Origin of the sequence: Salinisphaera sp. T5B8, from assembly GCF_040361255.1 — a bacterium.
Taxonomy (GTDB): Bacteria; Pseudomonadota; Gammaproteobacteria; order Nevskiales; family Salinisphaeraceae; genus Salinisphaera.
In genome coordinates this window covers 128,338-147,032 of sequence record NZ_APNG01000004.1, presented here as the reverse complement: position 1 = coordinate 147,032, position 18,695 = coordinate 128,338, and the positions used below count along the sequence as shown (strand labels likewise).

Sequence of the window (18,695 nt, the reverse complement as noted above, 5' to 3'; positions counted from 1 at the left end):
TTTACGGGACGATGCAACGAAATAACGACGTGGGAGGAGACAGCGTCGATGACGAAGAAGAAAAAGATCGGCATCGTCATTGCCGTAGGGGTGGTCGTACTCGCCGGCGCGGTCATCGCCATGAAGGCCGCCCAGCCGGAGGCAGCCGAATCGGCCACGCTCGTTTCGAACAAGCATGCCCAGCTGGCCTCGATCGAGCGCTACAACGAGGGTCAGAACAGCTTTTCAGAAAGTTTCAATCCGATCATTCGCGATCGCACCCTGCGTGACTCGGGGCGCAAATCGGTCGGGCTGTTCATCAACAATGTCTATTTTCGGGTCGTCGGCGAGATCGCCTTCGATACCAAACGCCTGTCAGCGGTGCTGATTCCGCGCGAGGACGGTGCGCCGATCGTGCTCGACGATCCCACCTCCTTCATCTTCCACCCGCTACACGGGCAGGTCACCTTGCCACCCAAGGCGCTGTCGGCGCTGTTCAACCAGTATCTTGCCGACTATCCGGATTCGCAGCTGCGCAAGATCAAGGCCTCGACCCGGGATGACGGACGACTTGTCGTCGAAGGCGAAGCGGCCAAAATCCCCAATGTCTGGCTGCCTTTCCACATGTCCGGCAAGGTCGAACTCAAACAGGGTCATCTGTTCGTCTACGAACCGGACGAAATCAAGATCGGGCCGATGCAGGCCAAGGGGCTGTTGGAGGCAATCAATCTACAGCTGTCCAAACTGCTGCAGATCGAATCCCAGGGCGCGGGTTTTTCCGGTAACAACGTGGTGCTCGACCTCAACCACGCGCTGCCACCACCCGAGCAGAGCGTGCATGTTCAAAACATGCGTATCGACAGTTCCGGGGTCAATCTCGATATCACCAGCGACCAGGATCCCGAGTTCCCGGACCCGGTGGTCGACAGCGACAGCTACGTCATGCTCCAGGGCGGTGACGTGCGTATTCAGCGCGCGGTGATCACCGATGCGCGCCTGCAATTGATGGCGCGCGACGGCGGCAAGCTCGATACATCGCTGTACAACTATCGCGAGCAGCTGGTCAACGGCGTGCTCGACGCCACGCCCTCGGGCGAGATCGCCATCTATCTCGGCGCCTACCAGCCTGCCGACTACCTCCAACCCGCTCTGCCGGAGGACAGCGATGCGTCCTGATAACCGCCTACAGCGCTTGACCCGGCGCGCCCGTCATCCGCTGAGCACGATCCTGCTCGCACTGCTGCTCGCCGGCCTGTCGAGCAATGGCTGGGCCCAGGGCCAGATGCGCAAGTCACTGGGCCCGGAGCCGGGCCGGCTCGCCCCGGCACTCAAAGATGATGACGAGGACGACGAACAGGTCAACGACGAGGCCGAGGCCGATTCGCAATCGCAGGCTGACTCCGACGCGGCGTCCGAAAACGTCACCGATCAGCACAGCCCGGCCGATGCCAACGACGACGAAATGGTCAACCCGGATGTCGTCGTCGCCCAGCAGAAGCGCTATGACGAGCTACGCAATATCTGGCGTCGGCGCCTGCTGCCCGCCGCGCTCGATCGCGACGTCGGCACTTTCACCTTGCGCGACTCGGGCGTGCGCGCGGTGGCGTTGCAGGCACGCAATGTCGAATTCTATCTCGACGATAATATCGGCTATTACGTCAAGAACCTGCATGCGCTGCTCGAACCCAAAAAAGCGGGCGATCCGGTGAATTTCGACGATCCGGAACAGTTCGATATTCATATCCTGTCCGGCGAGGTGCTCATCCGGCCCAAGGATCTGGATGCCCTGTTCAACAACTATGTGCTCGACTACCAGCCGCGCTCGCTGTCGAGCGTCAAGAACAGCACCTCGAAAGACACCTTGAAGGTCGAGGTCGGCGCGCGCCTGTTCGAGTTCATCCCGCCCGTGGGCGGGCTGCCGACGACGCTCGAAGGCCCGATGAGCGTGACCAAGGACAACAAGCTCGTTTATGCCCCGACCAGCGTCAAACAGTTCGGCATGCCGGTAAAACCGCTGCTCTCGGGTGTGGGGCTCAAGCTGCAGACACTCACCCCGTTTTCCCGCGAGGGCGTACAGCTCAAGGACAACCGGCTGATCATGGACCCGGAAACCATGTTCCCGCCGCCGCGAGTGAAAATCGACAAGCTCGATAGCGCAACCCTGAGTGATGCCGGCCTGACCCTGACGTTCTCCAGCGACACCGCGGATAGCGGTTTCACCGATCCGCCCGTGGCCACCGACAGCTACATCTGGTTCCAGGCCGGGGATGCACGCTTCTACTCCACCTTGCTGGTCAACGCGAACCTGCAGCTGATGGGCAACTCGGACTCGCCGCTGCGTTTCAACCTCTATCACTATCGCGCCCAGAGCGCCGAAGGCACGATCAGTGCCCAGATGGATGGCGCGTTGATCGTACGGGTGCCCAACGACTTCAAGATCGACGATCAGGATATCCACCAGTACAGCGGCTTGACGCCGCGTGCGGCCGCGGCGAACTAGCGCGTCGCGGCGCGGCGCACCCCGCGGCTGATGTGCCGCGGGCGTGTATTGCCAGCTACGGGCCTTACCGGTAATCTGCGCGTTTTTGCCGGCCCGGCAGGTCTGGTGCCCTCAGGACAAGTGCATATGAGTTTGAATGCCGAGTTGAACAAGACGCTGGGCCTGGACGGCCTCGAGTATCGCCACAATCTCGGCAAGGACGCGCTGTTTCGCGAAGCACTCGCGAACGATCGCGGCCGTATTCGCGCTGATGGACCGGATGACGAACCCAAGGCCTATGAAACCGCTCTCGGTCTCGAAGGCCCGCTGGTCTACTACTCCGACCCGAGCTGCACCGGCCGGCCGGTACAGGACACCTTCGCCGTCGCCTGGCCGGAACTGATCGACAAGATCTGGTGGAAGTCCGACTTCCAGCAATTCGACCCGGACCGGTTCGAGCCACTGCTCGAACGCGTGGCCGCCCATCTCAACGAGCGCGGCCGACATCTGTACGTCCAGGATGTGTACTGCGGCTGGGATCCGGCCTATGCCGTGCCCTATCGCTTCGTCGGCGAATTCGCTACCCATGCGCTGTTCGCCAAGAACATGTTCGCCGACGGTGTGGATGTACAAAACCCGGACGACAAGCGCTGGACGCTGCTCAACGTGCCCAGCTTCCACTGCGACCCCGAACGCGACGGCACCAAGTCGAAGCGCGCGGTCATCATCGATATCCGTAACCGGATCGGCCTCGTGCTCGGCCGGGCCGACTACTGCGGCGTGGTCAAGAAGACCATGTTCACGGTCATGAATTACCTGCTGCCGGAAATGGGCGAAATGCCCATGCACTGCTCGGCGAATGTCGGCGCACGTGGCGACGGCGCGATTCTTTTCGGCCTGTCAGGCACCGGCAAGACCACGCTATCCGCCGACCCGGATCGTCAGCTCATCGGCGACGACGAACACGCCTGGACCGAGGATGGCGTATCCAATTTCGAGGGCGGCTGCTACGCCAAGCTCATCGACCTCGACAAGGACGCCGAACCGGTCATCGCCGGCGCGCTGTCGACGCCGGGCTGTTTGATCGAGAACGTCCCGCCGCTGCCGGGCAAGGCGCTGGCCGACACCGACCCGCAGGATCTCGATCTGACCGACGGCTCGATTACCGAAAACACGCGGCTGTCCTATCCCCTGTCGGCCAACCCGAACGTCGCCGACGGCGCGCGCGGCCCGCATCCGGAAACCATCGTGCTACTCACCGCCGATGCCTTTGGCGTGCTGCCGCCGGTGTCCCTGCTCGATACCAAGGATGTGATGTATCACTTCGTGTCCGGTTTCACTTCCAAGCTTGCCGGCACCGAAGTCGGTGTGACCGAACCCGTGGCTGCATTTTCGGCCTGCTTCGGCGCCCCGTTCATGGCCCAGAAACCGTCTGTCTATGCCGAAATCCTGGCCGAGAAGATGCGTACCCACAAGGCCCGCTGCATTCTGCTGAATACCGGCTGGTCGGGTGGCCCCCACGGCGTGGGCAAGCGTATCTCCATCAAGCATACGCGCGCCCTGCTCAACGCCGCGCTGGCTGGCGATCTGGACCCGGAAAACACCGAATACGAAAACCACCCCATTTTCAATCTCGCCATGCCCACACAGTGCCCGGGCGTGCCCAGCGAGATACTCAATCCCCGCAATACCTGGGACGACAAGGCCGCCTACGACCGCCAGGCCGAAATGCTGCGCGGCATGTTTCGCGATAACTACCAGGCCAAGGGCTTCGACCAGCTGGGTATCGAAGCAGTCATGTAGCAGCGCCGGCGGGCCGGCACTCGCTGCCGCCCGCCGCCGGATTACCCGCAGCGACGGCCGCTTGCAGGCCGCGGCCATACGCCGGGGCATAAAGCCACGCAGCGCGCGACGCGCACGTCAACGACTGCACCATCAGCCGATGTGAACAAGTGTTGACTTGGTATGCATACGCCTCTAATGTGTACAACTGTTCACATGGAGTTTCGAGCGTATCCAATGAAACGATTCATTGCTTTCGGCTTGATCGCCACCCTGCTGACGGCCTTCACCCAGCTCGGCGCCGCCGCCGAACGCGAGCGCCGTGCTTGTGTTTTCGACCCCGTCGGCGCCGATGGCTTCGTATACGAACTGTTTAGCGACTACGCGATGCAGGCCCGCGACTGGGGCTATGCCCTCGATGCGCGTGCCTATACCGACGAAGCAGTCGCTGCCAACGACTTCAAGGCCGGCAAATGCGACATGGTCGTACTGTCGGGCGTACGAACCCGCGCGCTTGTACCGTTTGCGGGCAGTCTCGACATGGCCGGCGGGCTGGAAGATTATCCTGCGCTGCGGCGTGCGATCACGGCCATGTCCCAACCCAAGGCCGCGCCACTGATGCGCGCCAACGGCAACGAAGTCGTTGGCGTGGTGCCACTGGGCAAGGTCTTTCTGTTCGCCCGGGACCGCCAGGATCTACAAAGCCTGGACCGGCTGGCCGGCAAGCGTATCGCCGTTCTGGCCTACGATCGCGCCTCGCGCGCGGTGGTGGAAACGGTCGGCGCCTCGCCGGTCCCGGCGAGCATCGCCAAACTCGGCCCGCTATTCAATAATGGCAGCGCCGATCTGACCTATGCTCCCGCGATCGCTTACGAGCCACTCGAACTCGAACGCGGCGTCACGCCCAACGGCGGCATCGCCGATTTCGTGCTCGGTACCCTTTCGGGCCAGATCGTCGTGCACGCGGATCGCTTCGATGCCGAGTTCGGCCAACACTCACGGCGCTGGGTGGCCGATACCCTGTTCGACAGCATGCAGGCACGGCTCGAAAAAGCCGAGGCCGATATACCGGCGTCACTGTGGGTACCCATAAACGCCGAGCGCAGCGAGCGCTATCGGGCCATGTTCCGCGACGTACGCGAACAGCTCTGGAACGAGCAGTGGTATAGCCACCGCATGCAACGCCTACTCAAGAAAATCCGCTGCGCCGAGGCGCCGGGGCGAGCCGAGTGCAGCCTCGATTCGGAAGGCGGCCCGGTCTACTAACGGGTTGGCGGCATGAAGAAAAGTATCGCACTCGATCCGGGGCGTATCCGCTATTGGCGAGAGCGCCGCGGCTATACCCAGCAGGCACTGGGCGATGCCGTGCTCGATTCGGGCAAGCCCGCATCCAGACTGCGCCGTATCCAGGCCTGGGAGCGCAGCGGCAAGGTATGGGATCGTCTGGTCGACGATCTGGCGCGTGCGCTGGAGGTGGACATCACCGATCTCGAGCGCTCCGATGCCGATATCGCCGGGCTGTGGCTATGCTGGCGTTGTCGCAGCCTGCCGCCGCAGGGCGCACAGTTGCAGCCCAGCCTGCACGCGGCATTCGATCATATTCGCGCACAAATCGAACGCGGCGGCGAACTGCATGACGGCCTGCAGGCCACGCTCATCGATGCCGATACGCTCTTTCGTATCGAACTACGTACGAGCGAGCCCGACCGCGCGCCGCGCATCGAGCCGCTGTTCATACGCCCGGTACGCTGGAGCACGCGCCAGGGCCTGCTCTGGCGGCGCCCGACCACGCTCGAGCGGCGCGCCCTGCAACGCCTGTTCGATCAGACAATCAACGCCCACCCAGGCGTGGAACCACGTGCGGTGAACGCACTGCGGGATTATTGACCGGCAAACCGCCGGTTTTCTGCGGCGTTTCGTCGGGGTGGCAATACAGACTGCGCGTGCGCAGCGCACCATCACGCGCCAGGGCCGAAAACAGCCCATAAAAAAGCCGCCGGCATCGCTGCCGGCGGCTCAATGACGTCGGTCGCCCGGTAGCCGGGCGCAGGCATGGCCGTTAGTCGGCGTTCGCGCCCGCCTTGTCGCCACTCTGGGCACCGGCATCGCTGCCGTCTTCGTTGCTGTCGCTGCCGGCGTTGGCATTTTTATCGCCAGCGCCGACCTTGAGCAGTTCGACATCGAAGATCAGCGTCTCGTTGGGCCCGATCTGAGCGCCCGCACCGCGTTCGCCGTAGGCGAGATCGGCCGGGATGTAGAGCTCGTACTTCGCACCCTGCTTCATCAGCTGGAGCGCTTCGGTCCAGCCCGGAATGACCGCATCGACCGGGAAGGTCACCGGTTCGCCGCGCTCGCGCGAACTGTCGAAGACGGTGCCGTCGATGAGCTTGCCGGTGTAGTGCACGGTCACGCTGTCATCCGCGCTCGGGCTGGGGCCGTCGCCTTCTTCGATGACCTTGTACTGCAGACCGCTATCGGTGGTCTTCACCCCGTCCTTGGTCTTGTTCTCGGCCAGGAATTTCTTACCTTTCTCGAGGTTGTTCTCGGCCTGCTCGCTGGCTTTCTTCTGCTGCGCGGCTTCCATCTCCTTGACGAAGCTCTGCATGACCGCGTCGAGTTCGTCCTGGCTCAACTTGGTCTTGCCACCGCTGACCACATCACTGACACCTTCGGACAGGGCATCCACCTGGATATCTACCGGCAGCTCCTTGAGCGAATTGCCGATATCCATACCCAGCGCATAACTGCGACGTTGCTTTTCGTTCTCGAAATCGCCGGCCTTGTCGGTGCTGGCGCTACTATCGCTGCCGTTGGAAGCGCCTGCATCCGCCGATGCGTTATCGGCGTCCGACTGGTTACCACATGCCGTGAGCGCGAACAGACACGCCAACAAAGCCATATATCGTTTCATTGAGATCTTCCATGTCCATTTCTTGGAAACCGCAAGCCTACGCGAAAGGCCTGACGAGAAAAAGCCGCTTTTATCTTGGTCAAACGCCCGGCCTGTCGGCATTTGTGGACGATTCAGCGGGCTCGACACCGGGCGCGGGCCCGGCGTGCAGCTCGTCGAAGATATGCGGCGTTTCCATATAGAGTTCGTGACGCGGGTCGAGTTCCAGAATCGCGGGACTCGTATTGGCCGCAACGATAGTCACGAAGCGGCTCTGATCGGCCACCGGCACGGACGGCGTGGTGAAGCCGCGCCAGAACACGAACAGCGAGTACACGGCAAACACGCCGGCCAGAAACACGAACAGCCCGGCCGGGCCCAGGCCCTGCATGAAAACCGCCCCCGCCACCGGGCCGATACAGGTCCCTACCCCATAAGCCAGCAACAGCCCGGCGCTGGCGGAGATGGGATCGCCCCGATCCATATTATCGTTGACCATGGACAGGCTGATCGGATACAGACAGGCAGCCAGGCCAAACAGCGGCGCGGTGGCGACATAGAGTACGCGTAGATCGTGCGCCCCGACGACAGCCGCCGCGATGCCGGCGAGCGTGGCGATGGTGCTGATCGCGGCCACGGTCAGACGCCGATCGAAATGATCGGACAGTCGGCCGATCGGCCATTGGATCGCCATGGTCGCCAGTACGGCGAAGGCCATGTAACGCGACACCTCGGCCAGACTCATACCGATATCACTGGCATACACGGGCGCGAGCGTGCTGAAACCGGCCACCAGCGCGCCGCCCGCGATGCCCCCCAGCAGTCCACTGGGCGATAGCGCATAGAGCTGGCGAAAACGAAGCCGATCGGCCGTGTCCGGCGCGGGCGCTTCCGAGCGCGTGAGGGCCAGCGGCACCAGCGACATGACGATGAGGATCGCCACGATCGTGTAGATCGGATAATCGTCGGTTTCGCCCAGCGATACCAGATATTGCCCCAACGCGGCCGCGAAGAAGAAGACCACCTGGTAGATGCCCAGCAGCGCGCCGCGCGTCGCATGGGTTGCGCGCCCGGAGATCCAGCTTTCCAGCACCATGATCAGCCCGGCGGCACAGAAGCCAACCAGCACGCGCAGCACGGCCCACAGCGCACCGTCGAAGAACAGCGGGTGAATCAGCGACGCCGAGCAGGCCACGGCGGCAAACGCCGCAAACGAGCGAACCTGGCCGACCCGCCGAACCAAACGGGTGGCAAACAACGAGCCGATGACAAAGCCAACGCTGTGACAGCCCAGCACCAGGCCGACCTGCAGCGTCGACAACCCGTCCACGCCCAGCTCCACGGCCACGACCGTGGTCAATAGCGACGTGCCGGCAATGAACAGCGTAAGGCTGGCGAACATCGCCGCCAGCGAAACGATCACCTGACCCATGGTTTGCGCTCTCGGGACCGGCCCAGGGCCGGCGGCTGTCTGCGCATCGACCTATTCGATGCGCGCGCCATTCTATGTACGGATCGGCCGCCACGACAGCCTCGATCGCGCACGACTCGATCGTGCGCGGCACGTCGTGATTAACCCGGCGTGAAAAGTGACTTTTCGGGCTAATGACGCGCCCAAGCAAGCGCTTGCGGGCCGCGACCGAACATCGCAACCGCAGGCCATTTCAGCTGTTCTTGGTGCCGAATTAATATAACGGCAGTTTGGCCAGCCGCTTTCGGATATCCGCCACCCGGCATGAAAATAATTTCACGCCGGGTGGCCGAGGCCCGAATTTAGCGCTGGCGATGGCCCAGACGCAGACGCAGCGCGTTCAGTCGAATGAAGCCCGCGGCATCCTTCTGATCGTAAGCACCGCGATCGTCCTCGAAGGTGGCGATCGCTTCGTCGAACAGGCTGTCGCTTTCCGAGGCCCGGCCGACGATGGATACGCTGCCCTTGTAGAGCTTCACGCGTACGGTGCCGTTGACGTGGGTCTGCGATTTGTCGATCGCGGCCTGCAACATCTCCCGCTCCGGCGAAAACCAGTAGCCGTTGTAGATGAGCTTGGCATAGCGCGGCATGAGCTCATCCTTGAGATGCGCGGCTTCGCGATCCAGGGTGATCGACTCGATCGCGCGGTGCGCGCGCAGCATGACCGTGCCGCCCGGGGTTTCGTAACAACCGCGCGACTTCATGCCGACATAGCGATTCTCGACGATATCGATACGCCCGATACCGTGCGCGCCGGCGAGCTTGTTGAGCTTGGCCAGCACCTGGTACGGCGTGAGCGTTTCGCCGTCAATGGCCACGATATCGCCTTTTTCGAAGGTCAGATCGACTTCTTGCGGTGCGTCCGGGGCGTCTTCCGGTGCCACGCTCCATTCCCACATCGCCTCTTCGGCGGGCGTCCACGGGTCTTCCAGCACGCCGCCTTCATAGGAAATATGCAGCGCGTTGGCATCGGTGGAATACGGCGAACCGCCATCCGCTTTCTTGCGGATATCGATGCCGTGCTCCTCGGCATAGGCCAGCAGCTTCTCGCGCGAATTCAGATTCCACTCGCGCCAGGGCGCGATCACCTTGATGCCGGGCATGAGCGCGTACGCCGACAGCTCGAAGCGGACCTGGTCGTTGCCCTTGCCGGTGGCGCCGTGGGCGATGGCATCGGCGCCGGTTTCGCGCGCGATCTCGACCAGACGCTTGGAAATGAGCGGGCGTGCGATCGACGTGCCCAGCAGATATTCGCCTTCGTAGATCGCGTTGGCCCGAAACATCGGATACACGAAATCGCGCACGAACTCTTCGCGCAGATCGTCGATGAAGACTTCCTTGACGCCGAGTTTTTCGGCCTTGGGGCGCACTTCGTCGAGTTCCTCGCCCTGGCCGATATCGGCGGTGAAGGTCACCACCTCACAGTCGTATTCGTCCTGAAGCCACTTCAGGATCACGGAAGTATCCAGGCCGCCCGAATAGGCCAGCACTACTTTGTTGACGTCGCTCATAGGCTTACGGTTTTGACTGTTCGCGGTGAATGGCGGTGCAAGCCGCGCATTATACGCACGCCGCGCGCTACAGCCATCGCCCGGCCCGCGCCCGGCACATCGATACGCCGACATCGCCCCGACGGACACGCCGGGCTGCTACTATCGCGCCATGACAGATATTCACTCTTCCGAAACCGCGCTGCCGGTCATGGCGCAGCGTTTTCGCGGCTTTTTGCCCGTGGTCGTCGATGTCGAAACCGGCGGTTTCAATAACGCGACCGACGCCTTGCTGGAAATCGCCGCAGTCACGGTCGATTTCAATGCCGAGGGCCAACTGGAACTGCGCGAGTCGGTGTCCTACCACGTCGAGCCGTTCGAGGGCGCGAACATCGAGCCCGCCTCGCTCGAGGTCAACGGTATCGACCCGCACCATCCGCTACGGCCCGCGCTGCCCGAACGCGAAGCGCTGGCCCGCGTATTCCGCGTGGTACGCACCATGGTCAAGGACACCGGCTGCAAGCGCGCGGTGCTGGTGGGCCACAACGCGCATTTCGACCTGGGCTTTCTCAATGCCGCGATCGCGCGCACCGGTATCAAGCGCAGCCCGTTTCATCCATTTTCCTGTTTCGATACGGCGACCCTTGCCGGGGTCGCGTTCGGACAGACCGTGCTGCGCCGTGCGGCCACCGCCGCGGGTATGAGCTGGGATAACGATGCCGCCCATTCGGCACGCTATGACACCGAACAGACCGCCCGGCTTTTTTGCACTATCGTCAATCGCTTTCGTCCGATCTACGAAAACATTCCGCCGCTGCCACAAGAGTAAGCACGCGGGCCACAGACGGCGATCCGGCCATGCGGATCGCGGTCACGCGATAGCACGCACACGCCTGCGCCGCAGGGTGGCCCATTGTTAAAAAATCGCTTTCCCAATCGCGGGCTTGCCCGGGCCACGCCAAGCGGCTAACTTGTGCCCGCGATATGGCCGACTCATCTTTTTCCGCTGCCCCGCGTCCGCTGCTCGGACGTCTGGGAATGTGCCTCAAAGCCGCACGCCTGACCGGCTTGCTGTTGCTTGGTGTCGCGCTGTGCCCGTTCGTGCCGCTGATCGGCAACCGTTCCTGGAAACTGGTGCGCTGGTGGCACGGACGCATGCTGCGCGTGCTGGACGTATCGCTGGATATCGACGGCGAACTGCCGGCCGGGCCCGTGCTGATCGTGGCCAATCACTGTTCCTGGCTGGATATCGTCGTGCTCGGGCATGCCTTCAATGCCTCGTTCGTGTCCAAGGCCGAGATCGACGGCTGGCCCCTGGTGGGCGCATTCGCACGCGCCGCCGGCACGCTGTTTCTCAGCCGCGGCGCGGGCAAGACCTCGGAAACCTCGGCCAAGATCCGCTCCGTGCTCGATGCCGGGCGTTCGGTTTTGTTGTTTCCGGAAGGCACTACCACCGCCGACCCGATGCCCAAACGCTTTCATGCACGGCTGTTCGCGGCCGCGATCGAAGGCGAATATCCGGTGCTGCCGGTGGCGCTACGCTACTGCGATGACACCACCCCGGCCGATATGCACCACGCGCTGGCGCCCTGGGTGAACGAAGCCGCCTTGTGGCCGCATTTTCGCGATCTGTTTCGTATCCACGACATGCGCGCCCAGGTGCGTCTGTGTGCGCCCATCGACCCGCGCGGCTACGACCGGCGCAGTCTGGCCGAGGCCAGCTATGTGGCGATCAGCCATCGCCAGTCGATGGCGGCGATCAAGGCCCGGCGTCGGGCAATGCGCGAGTCGCAGTCAACGGCTTGAGCGTGCCGTCGGGCGGCAGATTCTGGGCCGCGTAATAATCCTGACCGTCCGTGCCGTCGTAGCGGCGCTCGTTGATGAAGCGCTTGATCACGGCCGCGCTTTCGTTCGCGCGTACCAGCAGAAACAGATGCCCGCCGCCGCGCACGATATGCAGATACGATTTCGGGATCAGCCAGTACAGCAGCCGGATATTGACCAGCGGCATGACCGGGTCGTCATCGCCGCCCATGATCAGGGTCGGACAACGCAAGCGGTGCAGCCGATGCACGCTGGTCCAGCCCAGCCCGGCGATAAGCTGGTTGAGATAACCGCGCGTGGACGGATCCGGTGAAAAATAGCCGTTACGCTCCAGCAGCTCCGGCCGGCGCCGCATCAAGCCGCCGTAGAGCGTGGGCGCGAGTTGGGCCAGATTTTCGTTCTTCTGAAACCGACGTGCATTGGTCAGGCGCTTGAGCACATTCGAACGCGCTGGCAGCGCGAGCATCCCGGTCGAGGTCGCCGCCAGAACCAGGCGATTGGTGCGATCCGGAAAATCGAGCGCGAACTGCTGGGCGAGCGCCCCGCCCCAGGACACGCCGGCAATATTGAGCGGCATATCGTAGCCGAGCCGATCGAGCAGCCGGGCGGCCAGGCGCGCAAGCCAACGAAAACGGTGCGGCACGGTCAACGCGGGTGAATCGCCCGCGCCCGGCACATCGAATACGATGACTTCCACATCGTCGAGGGCATTGACCAGCGGCAGGGTCATGTCGAGATTGGCGCCAATGCCGTTGAACAGCAGCATCGGCCGGCCGCGCCCGCGTCGTACACCCACCCGCAAACGCACGCCGTCCACGTCGATGAACTCGACCTGCATTCTCGTGCGCCGACGCAGCACGCTCAGATTGGGCGGCAAACTGCGTCGAGGCGCGGTATTCTCAGCGACCACTGCGCTCACGGGCTCCCCTCGACATCATGATTCGAACGAGTATGCCGCAATGCGACATGCTCGAGTCTACGACTTTTGCCGCAGTGCAATATAAATTGCAAGCGATCAGAACACACTATTCTGATCGGCTGCGGTGATCGCAACCTTAGCTTCGAGGAATTCATCGAGCATGCGAACCACCTCGTCGGTGCGCTCGAGCACGAACCAATGGCCCGCGCCGCGCAAGATTTCCAGGCGCGCCTGCGGCAACAACAGCGCCAGCACACGCGCGTTGACGGTGGGCACGATCGAGTCGTCGTCTCCGGCCATGACCAGCGTGGGCACGTTCAAGCGATGCAGCCAGGGCAGACTGCTGAAACCGGTCAACGCATACAACTGGGCGGCATAGCCACGTCGGGTGGGCGCGCTCGCCCGGCTCATGGCCTGCGCGATTTGCTGACATTCATCGTTGCGGCGCCCGCCGAACACGGTCCGTGCCTGTTCCGCATCGGGCGCAACGCGGCTGAGCGCATCCGGGCGCGCCAGGCGCATGAGACTGGCCAGGCGCCCCGGAAACATCAGTTGCCCGCTGGCCGTAGCCGCCAATACCAACCGGCGCACCCGATCGCGCTGCGAATGGGCGAACTGCTGGGCGAGCAACCCGCCCCAGCCGATGCCCATGACATCGACCGGCCGCGTGAGCCCGTAGTGATCGAGCAGGCCGGCGAGCAGCTGGGCCAGCGCGGGCATGCGCCGCATGGTGGTCACCTCCGCGGACGTGCCCACGCCCGGCAGGTCGAAACACAGCACCGGCCGCCCAAGCGCGAGCGCGAATTCGTCGAGTATCTCCAGGTTGGCCGCGAAGTCGTTACACAGCAACAGCGGCGTGCCATTACCGGGCACGAAGGCGGTATGCAGGCGCTCACCATCGAGCGCGACATGCTCGACTCGACGTGGCTCAGATCTGGCGGACATAACGCCCCGGGGCCGGATCGAGCGGCTCGTGGGTTTCATTGCCATAGACCGTGGGCGCGGCGATACGCTCGCCGCCATGGCATTCGGCCCAGCGGACCCAGGCCGGCCACCACGAGCCCTGTTGCTCGCGCGCGCCCCGCCGCCAGGCGGCCGGGTCCAGACTGTAGTCGTCGTTGACGTAGAAACGCGTACTCTCGTCGCCCGGCGGGCAAAGGATCGACTGCACGTGCCCGGCCGAGCCCAGCACGAAGCGCATATTGGTGCGAAACATCTGCATGGAGCGATAGCAGGCCTGCCAGGGCGTGATGTGGTCACGCGCACCGGCGACCACGAACACATCGCGATCGATAGCGGCAATATCGATATCTACGCCATCGATACTGAAATCGGCACCGCGGCGCAGACGGTTGCGGCGATAGACCATCAGCAGATCGGCATGCAATGCGGCTGGCAGGCGGGTGGTATCGCTGTTCCAGTACAGCACATCGAAGGCGGGCGGATCGTTGCCCAGCACGTAGTTGTTGACCACGAAATGCCAGATCAGATCATTCGGGCGCAGCCAGGCAAAGGTGCGCGCCATGTCGGCGCCGTCGAGTACGCCGGAAAACTGCGAACGCGCCAGCGCGGCGGTTACGGCGGCATCGTCGGCGACCCGCGCCAGGCGTCGGCTGCGCGGCGAATCAAGCATGGTCACGAACAACGACAGACACGAGACTTTCGCCTGTTCACCGCGCCCGGCCAGCCAGGCCAGTGTGACGGCCGCGGTCAGCCCGCCTGCACAGGCGCCGACCAGTTTGACCCGCTGGTCGTCGCAAATGGCGCCGACGATATCAATGGCTTCGGCAGTGGCCCGCACATAAGCAGCCAGATCCCAGTCGCTCTGGGTCGCGGTCGGGTTGCGCCAGGAGATGGTGAATACCTGCTGGCCGGCTTCCAGCGCATGGCGTACGAAGCTCTTTTCCGGCGACAGATCGATCACGTAGTACTTGTTGATCTGCGGCGGACAGAACAATACCGGCTCGGCATCGACCTCGGCGCTGCGCGGGCTGTACTGGATGAGCTCGAACATGTCGTTGCGATAGACCACCGCGCCCTCGGTAGCCGCGATATTGCGCCCCAGCCGGAAGGCGCTGGTATCCACCTGGCGCGGCAAGCCGCGGTTGGTACGCAGATCTTCCAGCACATGGCGGATACCGCGAATGATCGATACGCCGCGCGTGCGCGTGGCCGCATCGTAAAAGCCGGGATGGGTCACGAACAGATTGCTCGGCGCGCCCGCGGCCACCAGATGCTCGGCCACGAACAACAGCCGTCGGCGCTGATCGGTGCCGATCCGCAGACCATGCACGAGCTCGAGCAATGCGCTCGACCAGGCCAGATAGCCCTGCAGCAGTCGCCGAAACGCCGGGTTCTCCTGCCAGGCAGGATGGGTAAAACGCCGATCGTCGGGGGCCGGGCGCAGGTGCGAACGACCCAGCGCGATCCGCGTCATTTCCAGCGATAGCGAGGCCTGGGCACGGGCCAGCGAGATCGGATGCAGCGCGAGTACGCGCAGCAGTTCGCCGGCCGACGACAGCGCCTCGCCCCAGCGCGAGCCCACAAAGGCCTGGGCGCCGTTGAGATCGCGCAACGCCCGCGGCGAGCCGTCGTTGGCGCGTGTGATTTCGGTATCGAAAGCGATCGCGTTCATATGAAAACGGCCCTGAGCAATGCCTGGCCAGAACCGGCAAGGCGCAGCGGCGCGCGCTTGCCGGCGATTCGTACGGGGGCTGCGAGCGCAGCCGCCAGAGATGGTTACAATGCCTATGCATCGCTACCAAGGGCAACTCGACGCATGCTGACCCGGATTCGCAACCGTTTCAACGAGGCCATTTGGGAGCCCGACCTGGAAACGCGCTCGGGCCCCAGGCGCTGGGGCATCATGAGTGTTCGTATTGGCCAGATCCTGGTGCGCGACTTTCAGGACGGCCAGATCACGCTGCGCGCAATGGGCCTGGTCTATACCACGCTGTTATCGCTGGTGCCGCTGCTCGCGCTGGCGTTTTCCATGCTCAAGGCATTCGGCGTGGACAATGCGCTGCGCCCGGTCCTGCACCGCTTTCTCGCACCGCTGGGCGCCCAGGCCGACGAGATCATCGACAAAATCGTCGGTTTTGTCGAAAACGTGCAGGTGGGCGTACTCGGCGCGATCGGCGTGGTACTGCTGATGTATTCGGTGATCTCGCTCATCCAGAAGGTCGAGGCCGGCTGCAACTACATCTGGCAGGTGCGCAAGCTACGCTCGCTGGGGCGGCGCTTTACCGAATATCTGAGCATTCTAATCGTCGGCCCGCTGGTGGTGCTGGCGGCCAGCAGCATGACCGCATCGCTAACCAGCAATACGGTGGTCGAATACCTGAGCACGATCGAACCGTTTGGCACCACACTGTATGTCGCCGGGCGGCTGGTGCCCTACGTGCTCTACAGCATCGGCTTCACGCTGCTCTATGCGTTCATGCCCAACACCAAGGTGAACTGGCTCGCCGCGCTGGGCGGCGGCGTGTTCGCGGGCGTGCTTTGGCAGACCGCCAGCCTCGGCTTTGCCGTGTTCGCCTCCAATTCCAGTAATTACAACGCTATCTACTCCAGCTTTGCCATCCTCATTCTCATGCTGGTCTGGCTGTATGTGTCCTGGCAGATCATGCTGCTGGGCTGTCGCGTGGCGTTTTTGCTCCAGCATCCCGAACAACTGACCCGCGAACCCTACCCGCCGCGCCTGGGCGCGGCCGATCGCGAGCGAATCGCGCTGCTGACAATGGGGCTGATCGGCTACAACTTCATGCACGCCAATCCCCCCTGGCAGATCGCGCGGCTGTCGCGTTATCTGCGCGTCGCGCCCGATCATATCTATTCGATCGTCGACCAGCTGGTAGCCGCCAACATGCTCATCGAAAGCGGCGATACCACGGTCACGCTGCTGCCGCGCCAGGATATCGAATGCCTGAAGGTGGACGCGATCCTGGCGGCCGTGCGCAGTGGCGATCCCAATGCCGCGCCGGTACCCCGCGACGATCGTCTACATCGTGAGGTGGACGACTGGATTTCGCGTAATCTGGAGGCCAGAGCACAACTATTCGGCCAACTATCGCTGCGCGAGCTGGTCCGTGCGAGTATGCGCGAACGGGACACGGTCTAGGCAGACCACAAGGGGGACGGGCCCGACCGGCTGCTTGGCATGCCGGACGCGCCGAACAAGACGCCAGAGGGAGGGCATATGGACAAGAACTGGTTCGAAAACTATCCGATCGGGGTCAAGCAGGATATCGACACGAGCGCGTTCGATTCGCTTGCGCATGTCATCGAGCACAGCTGTGGCGAACATGGCGAGCGCGCCGCGTTTTCCAACATGGGTCATACCCTGACCTACAAAGAAATCGAGGCCGAATCGCGCGCGTTCGCGGCCTACCTGCAACAGACGCTGGGCATGCGCCGGGGCGAGCGTATCGCCATCATGATGCCCAACTGCCTGCAGTACGCCACCGCCTTGTTTGGTGCGCTGCGCGCCGGACTGGTGGTGGTCAACATCAACCCGCTGTATACCGCGCGCGAACTCGAGCACCAACTCAAGGATGCCGAAGTGCGCACCCTGGTGGTGATGGAGAATTTCGCCGCCACCCTGGAAAAGATCTACGACAACGTGCCGGTGGAAACGGTCATCACCACCCAGCTCGGCGACATGCTGTCGCCGATCAAGCGCGTGCTCACCAATTTCGTGGTCAAGCGGGTCAAGAAGATGGTGCCGAACTGGGAGCTGCCCGGGGCAACCGACTTCAATACCGCCCTCAACGTCGGCCGTTCGCAACAGTTCGAGCCGGTCCAGCTGGGCGGCGACGACCTCGCCTTCCTGCAATACACCGGCGGCACGACGGGCCCGGCCAAAGGCGCGATGCTCAGCCATGCCAATGTGGTGGCCAACGTCTTGCAGTGCCAGGAATGGTTCAAGCCCGAAATGAGCGACGAAGGCGAGCTGATCATCACCGCCCTGCCGATGTATCACATCTTCGCACTGACCGTGAATACGCTGGTCTATTTCTCGGTCGGCGGCCACAACGTGCTGATTACCAACCCGCGCGACATGCCCGGTTTCGTCAAGACGCTCAGCCAGTATCCGTTTTCGGCCATCACCGGCGTGAATACGCTCTATAACGGCCTGCTCAATACCGATGGCTTTGCCGAGCTCGACTTTTCCACGCTCAAGTTTTCGATGTCCGGCGGCATGGCCACCCAGGAACCGGTCGCCGAGCGCTGGGCGCGGGTGACCGGCAAACCCATCATCGAAGGCTATGGCCTGTCCGAGACGTCGCCAGTGGTCAGCTGCAACCCGCTGAACACGAAGAAGTTCAACCACTCGATCGGCCTGCCGTTGCCGTCGACCGAAGTCGATATCCGCGACGACGACGGCCACAGCCTGGCGATCGGCGAGCCGGGCGAGCTGTGCGTGCGCGGCCCGCAGGTGATGAGCGGTTACTGGCGCAAGGACGACGTCAACGCCGAAGCCTTCACCGAGGATGGCTTCTTTCGTACCGGTGATATCGCCCGCCAGGACAGCGGCGGGTTCTTCTATATCGTCGATCGCAAGAAGGACATGATTCTGGTGTCCGGCTTTAACGTCTATCCCAACGAAATCGAGGATGTCGTGGCCGGCCACCCCGATATTCTCGAAGCCGCCGCGGTGGGCGTGCCGGACGAGAAATCCGGCGAAGCGGTCAAGCTGTTCGTGGTTAAAAAACGTGCCAGCCTGAGCCTGGATGCGGTACGCGACTACTGCCGTGAGAACCTGACCGCCTACAAGGTACCCAAGCACTACGAGTTCATCGACGAAGTGCCCAAATCCAACGTTGGCAAGATACTGCGCAAAGAATTGCGCTGAAGAACGC

At 63.1% G+C, this 18,695-nt stretch carries 15 protein-coding genes; 9 read left to right on the top strand and 6 right to left on the bottom strand.

Translation table 11 applies throughout. The annotated features are described in order from the left end of the window. Nucleotides 1-48: 48 nt before the first annotated feature. The 5 genes from T5B8_RS05135 (at nt 49) to T5B8_RS05115 (ending at nt 6,127) form a co-directional block, all read left to right on the top strand. Entirely contained in the window at nt 49-1,155 is a 1,107-nt protein-coding gene (locus tag T5B8_RS05135; RefSeq protein WP_353176827.1) for a hypothetical protein, read from the top strand. Then, nucleotides 1,145-2,479: a hypothetical protein gene (locus tag T5B8_RS05130; RefSeq protein ID WP_353176825.1), complete on the top strand. Its 1,335-nt coding sequence runs from the start codon at nt 1,145-1,147 to the stop codon at nt 2,477-2,479. The genes T5B8_RS05135 and T5B8_RS05130 overlap by 11 nt, the downstream gene beginning before the upstream one ends. Nucleotides 2,480-2,605: 126 nt before the next feature. Further along, entirely contained in the window at nt 2,606-4,261 is a 1,656-nt protein-coding gene (locus T5B8_RS05125; protein WP_353176824.1) for a phosphoenolpyruvate carboxykinase (ATP), read from the top strand. A 216-nt stretch (nt 4,262-4,477) separates the two neighbouring features. Continuing rightward, the gene (locus T5B8_RS05120) at nt 4,478-5,506 is read left to right on the top strand and encodes a putative solute-binding protein (RefSeq protein ID WP_353176822.1); all 1,029 of its coding nucleotides are present in this window, start codon (nt 4,478-4,480) and stop codon (nt 5,504-5,506) included. A gap of 12 nt (nt 5,507-5,518) precedes the next feature. Beyond that, nucleotides 5,519-6,127, top strand: a complete 609-nt coding sequence (locus T5B8_RS05115; RefSeq protein ID WP_353176821.1) for a helix-turn-helix transcriptional regulator — start codon at nt 5,519-5,521, stop codon at nt 6,125-6,127. A 172-nt stretch (nt 6,128-6,299) separates the two neighbouring features. Here T5B8_RS05115 and bamJ read toward each other — a convergent pair whose 3' ends face one another. The 3 genes from bamJ to T5B8_RS05100 form a co-directional block, all read right to left on the bottom strand. Then, nucleotides 6,300-7,151, bottom strand: a complete 852-nt coding sequence (gene bamJ / locus T5B8_RS05110; protein WP_353176819.1) for a BamJ family beta-barrel-assembly machinery protein — start codon at nt 7,149-7,151, stop codon at nt 6,300-6,302. A gap of 79 nt (nt 7,152-7,230) precedes the next feature. Next, nucleotides 7,231-8,562, bottom strand: coding sequence for an MFS transporter (locus T5B8_RS05105; protein ID WP_353176818.1), 1,332 nt, complete (start codon nt 8,560-8,562; stop codon nt 7,231-7,233). A gap of 341 nt (nt 8,563-8,903) precedes the next feature. Then, complete coding sequence (locus tag T5B8_RS05100) at nt 8,904-10,112, bottom strand: argininosuccinate synthase (protein ID WP_353176816.1); 1,209 nt, start codon at nt 10,110-10,112, stop codon at nt 8,904-8,906. A gap of 151 nt (nt 10,113-10,263) precedes the next feature. Between T5B8_RS05100 and rnt the strand changes: the two genes are divergently transcribed. After that, nucleotides 10,264-10,920 carry a ribonuclease T gene (gene rnt / locus T5B8_RS05095; RefSeq protein WP_353176815.1) on the top strand — a complete coding sequence of 219 codons (657 nt, stop codon included), beginning with the start codon at nt 10,264-10,266 and terminating at the stop codon, nt 10,918-10,920. A gap of 209 nt (nt 10,921-11,129) precedes the next feature. Next, complete coding sequence (locus T5B8_RS05090) at nt 11,130-11,897, top strand: lysophospholipid acyltransferase family protein (RefSeq protein WP_353176813.1); 768 nt, start codon at nt 11,130-11,132, stop codon at nt 11,895-11,897. On the opposite strand, the gene phaZ is transcribed toward T5B8_RS05090, so the two are convergent. The 3 genes from phaZ to T5B8_RS05075 all read right to left on the bottom strand — a co-directional run bounded on the left by phaZ (nt 11,851) and on the right by T5B8_RS05075 (nt 15,469). Next, nucleotides 11,851-12,753 carry a poly(3-hydroxyalkanoate) depolymerase gene (gene phaZ / locus T5B8_RS05085; RefSeq protein WP_353176979.1) on the bottom strand — a complete coding sequence of 301 codons (903 nt, stop codon included), beginning with the start codon at nt 12,751-12,753 and terminating at the stop codon, nt 11,851-11,853. The genes T5B8_RS05090 and phaZ overlap by 47 nt on opposite strands. A 177-nt stretch (nt 12,754-12,930) precedes the next feature. Further along, complete coding sequence (locus T5B8_RS05080; protein WP_353176812.1) at nt 12,931-13,779, bottom strand: alpha/beta fold hydrolase; 849 nt, start codon at nt 13,777-13,779, stop codon at nt 12,931-12,933. Then, entirely contained in the window at nt 13,763-15,469 is a 1,707-nt protein-coding gene (locus tag T5B8_RS05075; RefSeq protein WP_353176810.1) for a PHA/PHB synthase family protein, read from the bottom strand. Before T5B8_RS05075 ends, T5B8_RS05080 begins: the two co-directional genes overlap by 17 nt. Before the next feature lie 144 nt (nt 15,470-15,613). On the opposite strand from T5B8_RS05075, the gene T5B8_RS05070 reads away from it, so the two are divergent. Both T5B8_RS05070 and T5B8_RS05065 read left to right on the top strand, forming a co-directional pair. Beyond that, a complete protein-coding gene (locus tag T5B8_RS05070; protein ID WP_353176808.1) occupies nt 15,614-16,954 on the top strand; it encodes a YihY/virulence factor BrkB family protein in 1,341 nt (446 codons plus the stop codon). A gap of 78 nt (nt 16,955-17,032) precedes the next feature. Next, complete coding sequence (locus T5B8_RS05065; protein ID WP_353176807.1) at nt 17,033-18,688, top strand: AMP-binding protein; 1,656 nt, start codon at nt 17,033-17,035, stop codon at nt 18,686-18,688. The last annotated feature ends 7 nt before the right edge of the window (nt 18,689-18,695 follow it).